The sequence below is a fragment of the Fusibacillus kribbianus genome, from assembly GCF_030053595.1.
Classification (GTDB): domain Bacteria; phylum Bacillota; class Clostridia; order Lachnospirales; family Lachnospiraceae; genus Lientehia; species Lientehia kribbiana.
The window spans coordinates 107,143-123,278 of sequence record NZ_JASGBQ010000004.1; the positions used below are offsets into that span (position 1 = coordinate 107,143).

20 protein-coding genes are annotated in these 16,136 nt (G+C 50.5%); 1 reads left to right on the top strand and 19 read right to left on the bottom strand.

What is annotated here, in order from left to right; genetic code table 11:
• Window positions 1–5: 5 nt before the first annotated feature.
• From lepB (QJ036_RS04495) to coaBC, 17 genes are all read right to left on the bottom strand, one after another.
• Complete coding sequence (gene lepB, locus QJ036_RS04495) at window positions 6–557, bottom strand: signal peptidase I (RefSeq protein ID WP_283230307.1); 552 nt, start codon at window positions 555–557, stop codon at window positions 6–8.
• Window positions 558–649: 92 nt separating this feature from the next.
• Window positions 650–1,525: a ribosome biogenesis GTPase YlqF gene (ylqF, locus tag QJ036_RS04500; protein ID WP_283230252.1), complete on the bottom strand. Its 876-nt coding sequence runs from the start codon at window positions 1,523–1,525 to the stop codon at window positions 650–652.
• 13 nt (window positions 1,526–1,538) lie between these two features.
• A complete protein-coding gene (lepB, locus tag QJ036_RS04505; protein ID WP_283230253.1) occupies window positions 1,539–2,105 on the bottom strand; it encodes a signal peptidase I in 567 nt (188 codons plus the stop codon).
• Window positions 2,106–2,201: 96 nt separating this feature from the next.
• Complete coding sequence (gene rplS, locus QJ036_RS04510; RefSeq protein ID WP_283230254.1) at window positions 2,202–2,549, bottom strand: 50S ribosomal protein L19; 348 nt, start codon at window positions 2,547–2,549, stop codon at window positions 2,202–2,204.
• Between the two features lie 86 nt (window positions 2,550–2,635).
• On the bottom strand, window positions 2,636–3,376 hold the full coding sequence (gene trmD, locus QJ036_RS04515) for a tRNA (guanosine(37)-N1)-methyltransferase TrmD (RefSeq protein WP_283230255.1): 741 nt from the start codon (window positions 3,374–3,376) through the stop codon (window positions 2,636–2,638).
• Between the two features lie 32 nt (window positions 3,377–3,408).
• Window positions 3,409–3,921: a ribosome maturation factor RimM gene (gene rimM, locus QJ036_RS04520; RefSeq protein ID WP_283230256.1), complete on the bottom strand. Its 513-nt coding sequence runs from the start codon at window positions 3,919–3,921 to the stop codon at window positions 3,409–3,411.
• Window positions 3,922–3,961: 40 nt separating this feature from the next.
• Window positions 3,962–4,189, bottom strand: coding sequence for a KH domain-containing protein (locus QJ036_RS04525; protein WP_283230257.1), 228 nt, complete (start codon window positions 4,187–4,189; stop codon window positions 3,962–3,964).
• Between the two features lie 20 nt (window positions 4,190–4,209).
• Window positions 4,210–4,455 carry a 30S ribosomal protein S16 gene (rpsP, locus tag QJ036_RS04530; RefSeq protein WP_283230258.1) on the bottom strand — a complete coding sequence of 82 codons (246 nt, stop codon included), beginning with the start codon at window positions 4,453–4,455 and terminating at the stop codon, window positions 4,210–4,212.
• Between the two features lie 34 nt (window positions 4,456–4,489).
• Window positions 4,490–5,827, bottom strand: a complete 1,338-nt coding sequence (ffh, locus tag QJ036_RS04535; RefSeq protein ID WP_283230259.1) for a signal recognition particle protein — start codon at window positions 5,825–5,827, stop codon at window positions 4,490–4,492.
• 53 nt (window positions 5,828–5,880) lie between these two features.
• Window positions 5,881–6,222: a YlxM family DNA-binding protein gene (ylxM, locus tag QJ036_RS04540; RefSeq protein WP_283230260.1), complete on the bottom strand. Its 342-nt coding sequence runs from the start codon at window positions 6,220–6,222 to the stop codon at window positions 5,881–5,883.
• Window positions 6,223–6,346: 124 nt separating this feature from the next.
• Window positions 6,347–6,904, bottom strand: coding sequence for an elongation factor P (gene efp / locus QJ036_RS04545; protein ID WP_283230261.1), 558 nt, complete (start codon window positions 6,902–6,904; stop codon window positions 6,347–6,349).
• Between the two features lie 58 nt (window positions 6,905–6,962).
• Window positions 6,963–7,466, bottom strand: a complete 504-nt coding sequence (locus QJ036_RS04550; protein ID WP_283230262.1) for a YqeG family HAD IIIA-type phosphatase — start codon at window positions 7,464–7,466, stop codon at window positions 6,963–6,965.
• A gap of 2 nt (window positions 7,467–7,468) precedes the next feature.
• Window positions 7,469–7,924 carry a transcriptional regulator NrdR gene (gene nrdR, locus QJ036_RS04555; RefSeq protein WP_283230263.1) on the bottom strand — a complete coding sequence of 152 codons (456 nt, stop codon included), beginning with the start codon at window positions 7,922–7,924 and terminating at the stop codon, window positions 7,469–7,471.
• A 23-nt stretch (window positions 7,925–7,947) separates the two neighbouring features.
• Entirely contained in the window at window positions 7,948–8,205 is a 258-nt protein-coding gene (locus tag QJ036_RS04560) for a PRC-barrel domain-containing protein (RefSeq protein ID WP_283230264.1), read from the bottom strand.
• A gap of 98 nt (window positions 8,206–8,303) precedes the next feature.
• The gene (locus tag QJ036_RS04565; RefSeq protein ID WP_283230308.1) at window positions 8,304–9,887 is read right to left on the bottom strand and encodes a peptide chain release factor 3; all 1,584 of its coding nucleotides are present in this window, start codon (window positions 9,885–9,887) and stop codon (window positions 8,304–8,306) included.
• Window positions 9,888–9,950: 63 nt separating this feature from the next.
• Complete coding sequence (gene cls / locus QJ036_RS04570; protein WP_283230265.1) at window positions 9,951–11,483, bottom strand: cardiolipin synthase; 1,533 nt, start codon at window positions 11,481–11,483, stop codon at window positions 9,951–9,953.
• Between the two features lie 54 nt (window positions 11,484–11,537).
• Complete coding sequence (gene coaBC / locus QJ036_RS04575; protein WP_283230266.1) at window positions 11,538–12,740, bottom strand: bifunctional phosphopantothenoylcysteine decarboxylase/phosphopantothenate--cysteine ligase CoaBC; 1,203 nt, start codon at window positions 12,738–12,740, stop codon at window positions 11,538–11,540.
• 136 nt (window positions 12,741–12,876) lie between these two features.
• On the opposite strand from coaBC, the gene QJ036_RS04580 reads away from it, so the two are divergent.
• Complete coding sequence (locus QJ036_RS04580) at window positions 12,877–13,647, top strand: type III pantothenate kinase (protein WP_283230267.1); 771 nt, start codon at window positions 12,877–12,879, stop codon at window positions 13,645–13,647.
• A 109-nt stretch (window positions 13,648–13,756) separates the two neighbouring features.
• Here the strand turns inward: QJ036_RS04580 and QJ036_RS04585 are convergent, their stop codons facing one another.
• Window positions 13,757–15,370, bottom strand: a complete 1,614-nt coding sequence (locus QJ036_RS04585; protein WP_283230268.1) for a CHAP domain-containing protein — start codon at window positions 15,368–15,370, stop codon at window positions 13,757–13,759.
• Window positions 15,371–15,457: 87 nt separating this feature from the next.
• The gene (locus QJ036_RS04590) at window positions 15,458–16,081 is read right to left on the bottom strand and encodes an ECF transporter S component (protein WP_283230269.1); all 624 of its coding nucleotides are present in this window, start codon (window positions 16,079–16,081) and stop codon (window positions 15,458–15,460) included.
• Between the last annotated feature and the right edge of the window lie 55 nt (window positions 16,082–16,136).

Below are 16,136 nucleotides of genomic sequence, written 5' to 3' on the forward strand. Positions count from 1 at the left end.
TCTCCTTACCGGTGATTGATCAGTCCAAACTGATTAAGCGGCCAGAATCGGAGCCACGCCCGGCCAACAATGTCGCTTCTCTTTATGTTGCCCACCTGCGGATCTCGGCTGTCTGAGCTGTTGTTTCTGTTGTCCCCCATCACAAAATACTCATCCTCCCCGAGGACGACGGGCTCTGCCGCCCTTTTGGCATTTTGAATGGGCTCCAGTCCATAATCTTCCTCCAGAATGCTGCCGTTGATATAGATATCATCTCCCACGATCTGAACGGTCTCGCCCGGCAGACCGATCACACGCTTGATATAGAATTTTTTCCCATACCGGAACACTACAATATCAAACCGCTCCGGGTCATGAAACCGATAGCTGATCTTTTCCAGGATCAGCTGATCCCCGTCATGAAGGGTATTATTCATGGAAGGACCAGATACCCTCGTCCGCTGTCCCACAAAGGTAATGATCAGGAAGGTACAGCCGAAAACAATGGCCGCATAGACAAGAAGGCTCACAATTTCCCGGAGAATATTTTTCTCCTCCGGTTTCTCCTTCTCCTCCATCTCCTGATTTCCCTCCGGCTCAAGCTCCGCCAGCAGCTTTTCCGGAATCGAATTTTTCATTTCAACTTTTTCCTGTTTTGTCAGTTTTCTCATCACTGTACCTGCTCCGGAAGCTCCAGGGTAATGCGCCCCAGCCTTCCGCTCCTAAAATCATCAATGACCAGTCTGGCCGCCTTTGCATAATCCAGTTCATTTCCTTTGAGAAGACAGCTTCTGAGTCTTGCGATCTCTTCCAGTCCTCTCACCGGCTCCTTTATGAGAAGCCCTTCGGACATCAGCTCCTCCGGAAGCTGATACCTCTTTGTAAGCTGCTCCGGATACCGGGAGGCAGCCATGGAAAGAAGTTCCAGTGAAAGCTCCTCCACATTGAGAATATCGTCCTTCACCGAGCCCAAAAGAGCCAGACGAATCCCCACCTGCTCATCCTCAAATTTTGGCCATAAGATCCCCGGAGTATCCAGAAGCTCCACCTCCTTACTGAGGCGGATCCACTGATTTCCCCTGGTCACTCCCGGCTTGTTTCCCGTCTTTGCACAGGCGCGTCCCGCATAGGAATTGATAAAGGTGGATTTCCCCACATTGGGAATTCCAACCACCATTGCCCGAACCGGTCTGTTTTTTATTCCTCTTCTTCTGTCCCTCTCGATCTTTTCCCGACAGGCCTCCAGAATGGCTGCCTGTACCGGTCTCAAATCCCCCCGGCTTCTGGAGTCTGCCCTGACCACAAGGTAACCCTTTTCCCGAAAAAAGAGCTCCCAGGACCGGTTTGCCTCCTCATCTGCCAGATCCGCCTTGTTCAATATGATAAGCCGTGCCTTCTGTCTTCCCAGCTCATCGATATCCGGATTCCTGCTGGATAAGGGAGCCCTGGCGTCCAGAAGCTCGATCACCAGGTCAACCAGCTTTATGTCCTCTTTCATGGCCCGTCTGGCCTTTGTCATATGCCCGGGATACCACTGCACCTGCATCTTGATCCTCTTTCTATTTTACAAATCCCAGTCTGGCAAAGGGAGCGCTCCGAAACCAGACCTTTCCCTTTATCTGACTGATATGAACATTTCCCACATTGGTAAAACGGCTGTCCTCGCTGGTATCCGGATTGTCTCCAAGGACAAAATATTCGTCCTCTAAAAGACAGATCTCTCCCTCCGCCAGCCCGGGCAGAACGATCTCCCCCACCGTTTCCGGGAGCTCCGTTCTCTGTCCGTTGATATAAAGGACGCCGTCCTTAATCTGCACCTGTTCTCCGGGAAGCCCGACGATCCTCTTGATATAGGTCTTGCTTCCCCCTTCCAGGCTCTCGAATGCCACCACGTCCATACGCTTCGGCTCTGAAAAATTATACCATAATTTATCCAATAAGACAACATCTCCGTTGTCCAGGACCGGCTCCATGGACCGGCCTGACATCGTAAGCTTTGTGCCAAACATCATAACCACAAAAACAGCCAGCGTAATGACCGCCACAAGGTCAACACCCCAGCCCACAATCCTCACCAGTTTCCCCCGTCCCTGTCTGGGCTCTTCTTCCTGATAGTATGTTTTCACTTAAAGCACCCTCCGCCTTCCATAAACCTCCAAGGTAAGGAAAAGGGACAAGATACATAAGTATTTGTCCCCTCAAGTCCCATGCTTCACATTCAATTAACGAACGATTTCCTTTACCTTAGCAGCCTTTCCGACTCTGTCTCTCAGATAGAATAACTTCGCTCTTCTGACCTTACCTCTTCTTACGACCTCGATCTTCTCTACGAAAGGAGAATGTACTGGCCAGGTCTTCTCAACACCGATTCCGTTGGAATTCTTTCTCACGGTAAAGGTTTCCTTTGCTCCGCCGTTCTGTCTCTTGATAACAGTTCCTTCGAATACCTGGATTCTCTCACGGGCACCCTCTTTGATCTTGTTGTATACCCTAACGGTATCACCGACGCGGAATGCGTCTACAGACTCTTTCATCTGGCCTGCTTCGATAGCTTTGATAATGTCGTTCATCTGCGACCTCCTTATGATTGTTGGACGTTCTTAATGCCTGTGGCAACAGCGGACCATCTCTTATCTTTCACAACTTTTATACCTTATCATATTTCTTTCTGAAAATCAAGTGTTTTCAAAAGTTCTTTTTCTTTCTCGGTGATCTCCGCCTTCGCAAGAAGATCAGGCCTTGCTTTGGCTGTCCGGATCACCGACTGTTCCCTCCGCCATTTATCCACATTGCCGTGATGGCCGGAAAGAAGCACCTGGGGCACTTTCTTCCCCATAAACTCCTCAGGTCTGGTATACTGAGGATACTCTAACAGGCTGTCGTGGAAGGTTTCAAATTCCGCCGACTCGTCATTGTGGAGCACACCGGGAACAAGTCTTGCAATAGAATCAATGACCACCATGGCCGCCAGTTCTCCGCCGGTGAGTACATAATCTCCAATGGAAATATTGTCCGTCACGATCATTTCAAGAACGCGCTCGTCAATGCCCTCATAATGGCCGCATAAAAAGATCAGATCCTCTTCTTTGGAAAGCTCCTCCGCCATGGACTGATTAAAGACCCGGCCCTGGGGCGTCAGATAAATAACTCTGGGTTTTTTGGAAAGCTTATCCGCCACAGACCGATAAGCGCTGTAAACAGGCCCCGGCTGCATGACAAGACCGGCGCCGCCGCCATAGGGAGCATCGTCCACCCGGTTATGCTTATTTTCTGAAAAATCACGGATATTGACAGCCTCCAGGGAAAGGATTCCCTTCTCCTCGGCTCTCCCAAGGATGCTGGTACGAAGGCCGTCCAAAACCATCTGGGGAAACAAAGTCAGGATGTGACAATTCATGGGGTTCCTCCTTCATCCTCTCACAAAACCAATTAAAGATCCAGAAGGCCGTCCATCACATGGACCAGCACTTCGCCCTTTTCCAGATCCACGTCCAGAACACATTCATCGATCACGGGAAGCAGGACGGTTTTGCCGCCGGACATGGCCACCTCGTAGACATCGTTGGCCCCGGTCTGCAGCACATCCTTCAAAGTACCAAGCTTTTCGCCCTCATCAGTCATCACCGTAAGACCAATGAGGTCCGCAATGAAATACTCGCCCTCCTCCAACGGAACGGCATCCTCCCTGGTGACCCAGAGCTCGGCTCCCTTGTACTTTTCCACGTCATTGATATCGTCGATCCCCTTGAATTTCACAATGACAAACTGCTTGAAAAATTTGACCCGTTCCACAGTAAGCTCCAGCGTCTCCCGCTTAGCTTCCAGAATCACTTTTTTTAAGCTTTTAAAACGGGCCGGGTCATCGGTGGTCGGAAATACCTTGACTTCCCCGCGGATCCCGTGGGTGGATGAAATCACGCCTACACGCAGCTTATCTACCATAATTACCTCCAAAAAAGAGGCCCCTAGGACCTCTTTTTGCTTACTGAATCTCCAGAACTGCTTTTTTGTCCTCTCTGGAAGCCGCCGCCTTGACAACACAGCGGATTGCTTTGGCAATCCTGCCCTGCTTTCCGATGACCTTTCCCATATCGGAAGGATCCACGGAAAGTTCAAGAACGGTCTCATTTCCCTCTTCCTTCTCCAAAACGGAGACAGCTTCGGGATGATCAACCAGAGCCTTTGCAATCACTTCAACTAATTCCTTCATCGCCATACCTCCAGTACGGATTATTTCTCAATACCGGCGATTTTCAGAAGCTTTGCAACGGTATCGGTAGGCTGTGCGCCCTGAGATAACCACTTCTTTGCCAGCTCCTCGTCGATTTTGATAACGCTGGGGTCCTTGGTAGGGTCATAATATCCAACCTCTTCGATGAATCTGCCATCTCTGGGGGATCTGGAATCTGCAACGATCACTCTATAAAAAGGAGCCTTCTTCTGACCCATTCTCTTAAGTCTCATCTTTACTGCCATTTTGTATTCACCTCCTTGGGATGATTGTAATTTATTAAAAAGGAAGTTTAAACCTGCCTTTTTTTCCTGCCTTGCCCATCATGCCAGACATCTGCTTCATCATCTTCCTGCTCTGCTCATGCTGCTTAACCAGACGGTTAACCTCTGAAAGGTCCACACCCGCACCGGCTGCGATTCTCTTTTTTCTGGAAGGATTGATGATGTCCGGATTGGAACGCTCTGCCGGAGTCATGGAATAAATGATGGATTTCGTCCTGTCCAGAGCCTTCTCATCGATATTTACGTTTTTCATCTTGTTTCCCATACCGGGAAGCATACTCAGCATATCACCAAGACCGCCCATTTTCTGGATCTGGTCCATCTGCTCCAGATAATCATTGAAGTCGAACTCGGCCCGCTTCATCTTCTGTTCCAGCTTTTTGGCCTGTGTCTCATCAAACTGAGCCTCTGCCTTCTCAATGAGAGTCAGCACATCGCCCATGCCCAGGATCCTGGAGGCCATACGATCCGGATAAAACTGCTCCAGATCGGAAAGCTTCTCGCCCATACCCACATAAAGAATGGGCTTTCCGGTCACTGCCCGGATCGAAAGAGCCGCACCGCCTCTTGTATCGCCATCGAGCTTTGTAACGATGACGCCGTCAATGCCGATCTTGTCATTGAACATGCTGGCTGCATTGACTGCATCCTGTCCTGTCATGGCGTCCACCACCAGAATCGTCTGGTCAACATGGACATTTTCCTTAATTTCCTGAAGCTCTGCCATCATGTCTTCATCAATGTGAAGACGTCCGGCTGTATCTAAAATCACCACATTGTTGCCATTTTTTTCTGCATGTTCAATGGCAGCCTTTGCAATGTTGACAGGCTTGTGCTTCTCGCCCATGGAAAACACGGGCACACCCTGCTTTTCCCCGTTGACCTGCAGCTGCTTGACAGCCGCCGGACGATATACGTCGCAGGCCACCAGAAGCGGTCTCTTTCCCTTGGCCTTAAATTTCCCTGCCAGCTTGGCCGTTGTGGTAGTCTTGCCAGCACCCTGGAGACCTGCCATCATGATGACTGTGATGGCATTTCCCGGATTCAGCTTGATCTCCGTAGTCTCGGAGCCCATCAGGGAAACCATTTCTTCATTTACGATCTTGATCACCATCTGTCCGGGATTCAGACCGTTCAGGACATCCTGTCCGATGGCCCGTTCCTCCACGGATTTGATGAACTGCTTCACTACCTTGAAGCCTACGTCGGCCTCCAGGAGGGCCATCTTGACCTCCTTTAAGGCTGCCTTCACATCGGCCTCGGAAAGACGTCCCTTTCCCCGCAGTTTTTTAAATACATTCTGCAATTTATCGGATAAGCTCTCGAAAGCCACTGTTTCCCTCCGTCATTAACAAAGTGCTCCGCCCTTACCAGAGCGGCCTGCTGCTACAGCCGGCTGATCTGTGCCGAAATCTCTTCTATCTTAAAAACCAGTTCCTTGTCTTCCGTTTTCCGGTACTCCTGGGTGAGTCTGTGTATCTCCTGCACCTTCTCCTGGGTCTTTACAAACTTCTCCACAAGGCCCAGCTTTTCTTCGTAATCCTGCAGGATCCTGTTGCACCGCTTGATCATATCGTGGACACCCTGTCTGGAAATCCCACGATCCTCCGCCACCTCACTGAGGGACAGATCGTTGAACACCACATCCTCATATACCTGCTTCTGATGATCCGTCAGAAGCTCTCCGTAAAAATCATATAACAGTGCCTGTTCCACAATTTTTTCCACGGCTTTCTCACCACCTCGTCTATCATACAGGAAAGAGAAACAGCTGTCAAGTGTTTTTTCTTGACAGCTGTTGTTTTCTTTTTAAAAGGCGCCCCGGATCCCGGAGCGCCCTGTCTTTCCAATCTTATGCTCTTGATAAATACTCACCGGTTCTGGTGTCGATCTTGATCTTATCACCCTGATCTACAAAGAGAGGTACATATACAACTGCACCGGTCTCAACAGTAGCCGGCTTGGTAGCACCGGTAGCGGTATCGCCCTTGAAGCCGGGCTCCGTCTCCGTGATCTCAAGCTCTACAAACAGAGGAGGCTCAATGGAGAATACCTGTCCCTTGTGAGAGCAGATCTTAACCATCTCATTCTCCTTCACAAACTTCAGAGCATCACCGACCATCTCCTTGCTGAGGGGAATCTGATCGTAAGTATTGACATCCATGAAATAATACAGATCTCCGTCGCTGTACAGATACTGCATATCGACTCTGTCAATATGTGCATTTTCAAACTTCTCAGTGGGACGGAAGGTCTTTTCAACCACACCGCCGCTCTTGATATTCTTTAACTTGGTTCTAACAAAAGCTGCGCCTTTGCCGGGCTTTACATGCTGAAATTCAATAATCTGAAATACGTTTCCTTCGATTTCCACAGTAATACCGTTTCTAAAATCGCCAGCTGATACCATCTCTGATACTCCTCCTTAAGTTCAACTTGTCCATCTGTTTAATTCTATACTATATCCGTTACTTTTTCAAGGATTTTTTGTAGAAATGCAGAACAATCCTTTCCAGATACCGTTTCAGTACGATCTGGATCTCCTCCTTTGGATGTATGGGCTTTACCAGTATGCTGTAAATCCCCGCCCGCCTGGCTCCCCACACATCGGTGAACAGCTGATCTCCGATAAATACGGTAGTCCCGGCATCTGTTCCCATAAGCTCCATAGCTTTTCCATAGTTTTTTCCGGAAGGCTTATGGGCGTTATAGATATATTTCGTCTTCATAGCATCGGCAAATGGCGTCACCCTGGGCTCCTGGTTGTTGGAGATGAGACAGGTCTCAAAGCCGATGGCATGGAGCCGTTCGAAAAGAAGGACCGCTTCCTCCGTTGCCGGCTTTCCGTGAGGCACCAGCGTATTGTCGATATCAAACAGAAGACCGCGGATCCCCATTTCCCAGAGAGCCGGAAAATCGATCCCATAGGTGGAATCCACATACTCGTCGGGATAAAACTGATCAAATAACATGATTATTTCCTGCCTTTGTAGAGCTTTTCCAGTTCCTTCAAAAAGGTATTCACATCCTTAAACTCCCGGTATACGGAAGAAAACCGGACATAGGCCACCTCATCCAGCTCCTTCAGCTTGTCCATGACGAGATTGCCGATCCTTGTGGTGCTCACCTCTTTCTCCGCATTGAACACTTCATTCTCCACCTCGTCCACCAGATGATTGATATCCTGGGTGGATACCGGCCGCTTATGGCAGGCCAGCAGCACTCCGGCCTCGATCTTGGAACGGTCGTAGGGTTCTCTGGTCTCATCCTTCTTTACCACCATGAGAGGAATGGTCTCGATCTTCTCATAGGTGGTGAATCTTCTGCCGCAGGCCTCGCACTGACGGCGCCTGCGGATGGCATTGTTGTCCTCCGCCGGTCTGGAATCAATGACTCTGATATTTTCATTATTGCAAAACGGACACTTCATAGTGAACCTCCTCTTCTGCATTTTCACTTATATTTCTTCAAACATTCCTCAGTCACTGCCTTTATGAGGACAAAATCCTCTCCGATCTGCTCCACACAGCCAAAGGGAATCACATATTCCGAATCCCGTCCCAAAAATCCGCAGATATGGGCAGGTCCCGGTATGATAAACTCCAGAATACAGCCTGTTTTACAGTCAAAGCACGCATCGGTGATAAAACCAAGCCTCTTGCCGTCACAGATATTGATAACCTCTTTCAGTCTCAGATCGCTCATTCTCATAGGCGTTTCCCGGCACGCTCTTCTTATTCTTATCCTATGCGCCGGGGCCCATCCCGGTTCCATTTTATCCTGTTACGGAAAAAACATCAAACGATCCATCAGTTCCTGGAAAATTCTTCCAGAACAAGGCCCGGATTCCTGTCAAGAACCATGCCGACACTCCAGCTGTTGACGAAGAGGAGCAGCGGATTTCCCTTGAGATCCTTGACTCTCTTCATGTCAGAGGTACCCTGGATCTTCTCCACATTGACCTCATCCTTGTTGGCGATCCAGCGGATATGCTCGTAGGGCAGCGGATCCAGCTTCACCTCCACGTTGTATTCATTATTCAGACGGAATAACAGCACATCAAACTGAAGGACACCCACCACGCCCACGATGATCTCCTCCATACCGGTATTGAATTCCTGAAAGATCTGAATGGCGCCCTCCTGGGCGATCTGATTGACCCCCTTTAAAAACTGCTTCCGCTTCATGGTATCCATCTGTCTGAGCCTTGCAAAGTGCTCCGGTGCAAAGGTGGGGATCCCCTCATAGGCAAACTTTTTGCCGGAGGCGGTAAAGGTATCACCGATCGAAAAGAGTCCGGGATCAAACACGCCGATGATATCGCCCGCATAGGCCTCGTCCACGATCTTTCTCTCCTGGGCCATCAGCTGCTGAGGCTGGGAAAGTTTTACCTTTCTTCCGCCCTGCACGTGATTGACCTCCATACCGGCCTCAAACTTTCCGGAACAGATTCGCATAAACGCGATCCTGTCCCGGTGGGCCTTATTCATATTGGCCTGGATCTTAAACACAAACGCCGAGAAATCCTCTGTCATGGGATCGACGATCCCCGTATCTGCCTTTCTGGGAAGAGGCGGCGTCGTCATCTTCAGGAAATGCTTTAAGAAGGTCTCCACACCGAAATTGGTAAGGGCGGAACCGAAAAACACCGGCGACAGCTTTCCCTGTCGTACCAGCTCCATATCCAGATCCTGTCCCGCACCGTCCAGAAGCTCGATATCCTCCAAAAGCTGACTGTGGAAACCTTCTCCGATGAGCCAGTTCACCTGAGGATCGTTTAAGGCTACCTCCCTGGCAGCAACCTCCTTCTGACCGTTCATGGCCGCCGTGAAGGTGGTGATGCACTGCCTGTCTCTTTCATATACGCCCTTGAACTCCTTACCGGAGCCGATGGGCCAGTTGACCGGGCAGGTGGCGATTCCCAGAACAGACTCGATCTCATCCATCAGTTCAAAGGGATCATTGGCCTCCCTGTCCATCTTATTGATGAAGGTAAAAATGGGGATCTGTCTCAACAGACAGACCTTGAACAGCTTGATGGTCTGGGCTTCCACACCCTTGCTGGCGTCGATGACCATAACGGCCGAGTCAGCCGCCATCAGCGTCCGATAGGTATCCTCCGAGAAATCCTGATGGCCGGGTGTGTCCAGAATATTGATGCAGAAGCCATCGTAATTGAACTGGAGTACCGATGAGGTTACGGAAATACCTCTCTGCTTCTCGATCTCCATCCAGTCGGAAACCGCATGTTTCGCTGTCTTCTTTCCCTTTACGGAGCCGGCCAGATTGATGGCACCCCCGTAGAGAAGGAACTTTTCCGTAAGGGTCGTCTTACCCGCATCCGGGTGGGAAATGATCGCAAAAGTCCTCCTCTTCTCTATCTCTTTTCTCATTTTTTCCAGCTCTGATAACGCCACGTATCCTTCCTCCTGAATCCTGTAATGTTTTTCTTTCCGTCAGAACAACGGGGTAAACAGCCGCATGGCCGACACAAGAAGCTGCTCGTAAACCGGCCGCTTCCGGCAGAACTCCATGGTGATCTCCATGGCCTCCTGCTCCACGGTTTTGATGAAATCAGCATGAAGCTCCTCCACCGCCGCCGTTTTATAAAGAAGAGCGCCGCACTCAAAATGAAGGTACAGGCTCCTGAAATCCAGATTAATGCTGCCGATGGCCGCCAGTGTGCCGTCCGCTACAAAGGCCTTTGTGTGAAGAAAGCCCGGCAGATATTCATAGATCCTCACACCGGCATCAAGCAGCTGGGCATAATAAGAACGGGTCAGCATAAAGATCAGACGCTTGTCCGGAATATGGGGAAGCATGATTTTCACATCGATACCGCTTTTGGCTGCCAGGGTGAGCGATGTCATCATCTCATTGTCTATGATCAGATAGGGAGTATAGATGTAAACATACTGTTTTGCATTATGAATCATGTTCAGATACACATTTTCCCCGGTACACTCATGATCCAGGGGCGAATCTCCGTAGGGAGCCACAAATCCGCCTTTCCAGGCCGCCTCCTTCCCGGTCTCCCGATAGGCTGCATAATCATAATCCGTATGGCTGATGGAATTCCACATGCCGAGAAACATGGACGTATAATTCCAGACGGCCTCTCCCTTTATGGCAACGCCGCCGTCCTTCCAGTGGCCAAACCGTTCCTTCCGGTTGATATACTCGTCAGCCAGATTGAGCCCTCCGCAAAAGGCCGTACGTCCGTCAATGACCGCGATCTTCCGATGATCCCGGTTGTTGAAAATGGCAGAAATGACCGGGCGAAACGGATTAAATCTTCGGCAGGCGATTCCCTTTTCCCGGAGAAGCGTCGGATAATTTCTGGGAAGCAGCCAGATACTGCCCACATCATCATACAGAAGGCGGACCTCCACGCCTGCTTTCACCCGCTCCTCGAGAATGGACAGGATGGTATCCCACATATATCCCCGCTCGATGATGAAATACTCCAGAAATATGAATCGCTCAGCCTTTTTAAGCTCCTCACACAGAGCAGAAAAATATTCCTCTCCATCGGAAAAATAATGACTGAAGCCATCCCTCTCAACGGGGAACCCGGCCGTCTCACTGAGGTAACGGAACTGTCTGAACACGGCAGGATCCTCCTGAAGAAGCTCTTCGAAAATTTCTCCCTTCTGGGTCATCAATGGCAGCAGCTCATGATCGATCCTCTCGTGGATCCTTCGGTGAGTCACAATGGCGTTGCCCCTGCCAAATAACAGATACAGAATCGTTCCCACAATGGGAACACTGAGAATCAGAATACTCCAAGCCAGCTTATAAGCTGGATTATTCCATTGACGGACAATATAAATCACCAGCACCAGGCCGACCAGAGACAGAAAGATCTGTGCAGTCCAGTAATACCTTCCAAGAAGCAGCACCGAGTCCACGATCCAGGCTACCTGGAGAACGATGACCATGGCGACCCACACCATACGGCTGGTCAGAAACTTGATGATCCGTCTCATGGTTCCTCCTTTCTCCCGGTTTTCTCATCCATTTCTTCTGCAACATACGATCGGTTAAGAGCTCTGTTCCATCCGCCTCATGATCTCGTCAAGAATCCTTCCTGCCACCTCATCCTTGCTCATGACTGGAAGGGAAAGCTCTCCATCCTTTGTCAGTATCGTGACCACGTTGGTATCGGTGCCAAAGCCGGCCCCCTCCACCTTCAGGTTATTGGCCACGATCATATCCAGATTTTTCTTTTCCAGCTTTGCCCGGGAATTTTCCACCATATGCTCTGTTTCCATGGAAAAGCCGCAGAGAAACTGTCCCTCTCTCTTTTCCATACCGAGTTTCTTCAGGGTATCCTCTGTCCGCTCCAGGGCGATGGACATGACACCGTCCGATTTTTTCACTTTTTCATCGGCCACCACTGCCGGCCGGTAATCGGCCACCGCAGCTGCCTTGATGATAATATCCTGTTCCGGGGCTCTTTCACATACTGCCCGATACAGCTCTGCCGCGGAGTTGATCTCCACCACCTTTACAAAATCCGGCTTTTTGATGGAGGTGGGACCTGTCACCAGCGTCACATCCGCTCCCCGGTACATGGCCGCCTTCGCCAGCGCATAACCCATCTTCCCCGTGGAGTGATTGGTAATGTAACGGACCGGATCAATGGCCTCCCTGGTGGGACCTGCCGTCACCAGCACCTTTTTCCCCTTCATATCTTTCTCGCAGGCCAGTTCCTTCAATACATAGGAAAGCAGTGTTTCCTCATCGGCCATTTTTCCGTTTCCGGTATCCCCGTTGGCAAGCATCCCCACCACCGGATCCACAAACTCATAGCCAAACCTTTTCAGCTTCGCAATATTGTCCTGAACAATGGGATTGTTGTACATATTGGTATTCATGGCCGGTGCAATCAGCTTCTTGCAGGGGCAGGCCATAATGGTAGTCGTCAGCATATCGTCGGCGATTCCGCCAGCGATCTTGCCGATCACATTGGCGCTGGCAGGAGCCAGCATCACGAGATCCGCCTGCTTTGCCAAAGCCACATGCTCCACGGAAAATTCAAAATTCCGGTCGAAGGTATCAATCAGACACTTCGTACCTGTCAGGGTCTCAAAGGTGGTTGCCGTGATAAAATTAGTCGCATTCTGTGTCATCAGCACATGAACCGTAGCATGCTGCTTTTTTAAAAGTCTTGCCAGATTGGCAATTTTGTAAGCAGCGATGCTTCCGGAAACGCCGAGGAGCACTGTTTTTCCCTTTAACATAGTTTCTCTCCCTTACTTGCGCCGCCCGGCGATCCATGCTATAATCGCACCGTAGCCGTTTTGGCACTGAATATGCGGGTTCTGCCGTCGGCAGAGCTCTATATGGCGGTTCTCCGCCGGAAAGGACTTATCCCTTATGATTCTCGCTATCGACATCGGCAATACCAATATTGTCATTGGCTGTATCGACGCCAAGCAAACGTATTTTGTTGAACGCATTTCCACCAATCTGAACCAGACTGCTCTGGAATATGCCATTACCTTCAAAAACATCCTGGAGCTTTACCATATCAATCCCAGGGGTCTGGAGGGAGCCATCGTTTCCTCCGTAGTGCCGCCCATTTCCAACACGGTCCGTCTTTCGGTGGAAAAGATCATAGGTAAGCCCTGCCTCTTAGTTGGCCCAGGCCTGAAAACAGGTCTCAACATCGTCATGGACAATCCTGCCACCGTCGGCAGCGACCTGGTAGTAACGGCAGTCGCCGGCATCAAAGAATATAAAGCACCTTTCCTCGTCATTGACATGGGCACCGCCACCACCATCACCTGTGTGGACAAAAATCACAATTACATCGGCGGAGCCATCATGCCCGGTGTGCGGGTCTCCCTGGAATCTCTGGCCCAGCGGGCCTCCCAGCTCCATAACATCAGCCTGGAATCTCCCAGACATGCCATCGGAAAAAATACCATCGAATGCATGCGCAGCGGCATTGTTCTGGGCAGCGCCTCCATGCTGGACGGCATGATCGACCGGTTTGCCGATGAGCTGGGCGAGGAACCCACTGTCATCGCCACCGGCGGCCTTTCCAAGATCATCATCCCTCACTGCCGCCATACGATCATCATCGATGACGGTCTTCTCCTCAAAGGGCTCTGGATCATCTACAGCAAAAACCAGCAATGCTGATAATTCCAGGGTATTTTACCATAAAGCAGAAAAAAATTCAATGGAACCAGGGCAAATATGGCCTGTAAAACCCTTAGAGAAAGGAGCTGCAGTTAACAGCTCCCTTTCTTTATGGCAGATATACATATCCCAGAAACGTTCCCACTCCATTTCTTCCATGGGTCACTCCGTATTCTGTGGTTTCCCGGATGATGGTGCAGCCATGGGCTGCCATTCCGCTTCCACTGTACCCGCCTTCACTTACATACACCTTATTACCTACTACCTTTTCTACAACAGCCACATGGTTGGTATAGCAGGCCAGTGCTCTTCCGCGAAGGGCAGTTCCCGTCGAAAAACCGTATCTTCCCTGTCCGCCGTTCCACCAGTTTCTTCCGCTCCAGATCGTCGTTCCCACACCGGTAAGCTCATGAACCCTGGATGCCGCGAACCAGGCGCAGCCTTCAGAAGAATAGGCGTACTGTCCGTAAGCATAAGACGCAAAGGTCGTATACGGCGCCGAATGGATGTCAATATAGATACCTCCTGTACCGTTGCCGTAAATGCCGTTGGGATCATTGATTCCATTCTGATTTCCGGAGGAAACCGTTTCCTTTTCGATAAACGCCGGTGTTCCGGAGGAAAAGCCTTCCGTCCCCTTAGGCACCACCTGTATTTCCATTGCCTCCATCCGGAGCGAACGGCCCTCAGTCCCGGCCTTTTCCCCGTTTTTCGCCCAGCCAAGCCAACCGTAGTTCTGAACATGGACACGGTAATACACGTCAAATGCATTGGAAAGACCGTCCGTCAGTCTGATCTGGACAGCCTCCATGCGCTTTGCCTCTCCCGTTGTTCCTGCCATGTCCCCGTCTGAAGCCCAGTCCATCCAGCCATAGCTCTGGACATGGGCACGGTACTGAATTGCTCCATCCAGGCCGGAATCGGAAAGAAGAAGCTTCAGAGCTTCCATCCGTTTGCTCTCCCCCGTCACTCCTGCTGCTTTTCCAGTCACCTGCTCCATCCAGCCATAGCTCTGCATATGAACCTGGCAGGTTACGGAAGGAAGGATCACACAGGGATTTGAAACTGCGCCGGGAGCCGGATCTCCTTTCTTCACAAGTCTGATCTCAATGGCCTCCAGGCGCTTGGAAAGTCCCGTTGTTCCGGCCGTCTCCCCGTCCTTTGCCCAGTCCAGCCAGCCAAAGCTCTGCACGTGGACCCGGTAATACACCTCATACGCATCAGCTATCTCCCCGGAAAGGCGGATCCGGATAGCCTCCAGACGCTTGCTCTCTCCCGTCGTGCCCGCCACAGCATTGTCTGACCTCCAGTCCATCCATCCATAGCTCTGTACATGGACCTGATACTGAATGCTTCCTTCATAATCCGAATCATTCAACGCAATCTTAACAGCTTCCAGCCGTTTCGACAGGCCGGTGGTTCCTGCCACGTTCCCTTCAGAAACAGGCTCCTGCCAGCCATAGCTCTGGACATGGGTCTGATAGGAGACAGCGGGCAGAACAGGCTCATCAGAAAGCGCTGCAGGTTCATCGGAAAGCGCTGCAGGTTCATCGGAAAGCGCTGCAGGTTCGTCACAAAACGATTCCGGTTCTGCAGCAAACGGTTCTATGTTCACCGCTTCCTCCTCAGGAATGCTCTCCTGCGCATAAACTGCCATGCCACAACCAAAAGCCAGAATGCAGCCGGTCAATACAGCCAAAACTCTCAATACGCGTCTTTTCATAGCCCTTATTCCTCCGGGTTTTTTGATTTGAAACAGAGCTGCTCTGCAGACATCACCGAATCTGCAGGGCAGCTCTGTCAGATTTTCTTATCTGTTATAGCTGAAATGCAGAAGCACCTTTCCCAACGCCAGGGTCAGCACCGCTGCCACAATAGCCTCCGGAACACCGTTCGCAACAATAATGCCCAGAATCACCTGATATACTGCACTGACCGCGATCTCTTTTGCCGCCGCAAACTGATCCACAAAACAGAAATAGATCAGATTCATGACGAGAAGGGTATTGGTAAACGCTCCTGCCACTCCTGCCACAGGCAGAGCCACATATTCCATCGTTTTCTTTCCTCTGCCCAGCTTCATGAAGCCTTTATAAACAAAATACGGAATCACGCCTACCAGGATCCGGGGTACGAAGCAGATCACAATACTCCATAAATTGCCGCCGGAATAAAAAGGCGAAAAGGCAAAGGACAAAAGACTGGGATTGAAGGTGTTGTTGATAAGACTAGTCAGTCCGAAGATAAATCCAAGGAACGCGCCCTTTTTCGGTCCGAGGATCACGGATCCGATAATGACGGGTACATGGATCAGGGTGGCCTTGATCACCACCAGATTGATATAGCCCACATAAGGAACGAAGGCCATCAGGATGATGATGGCTGCAATCACCGCAGTCAGCACCATATTGCGGGTTTTTGATGATGTATTCATTTTTCTCCTCCTGCTACTGTTCCGTGGCCGTGCTCCCGGTCCACCGGATACAATG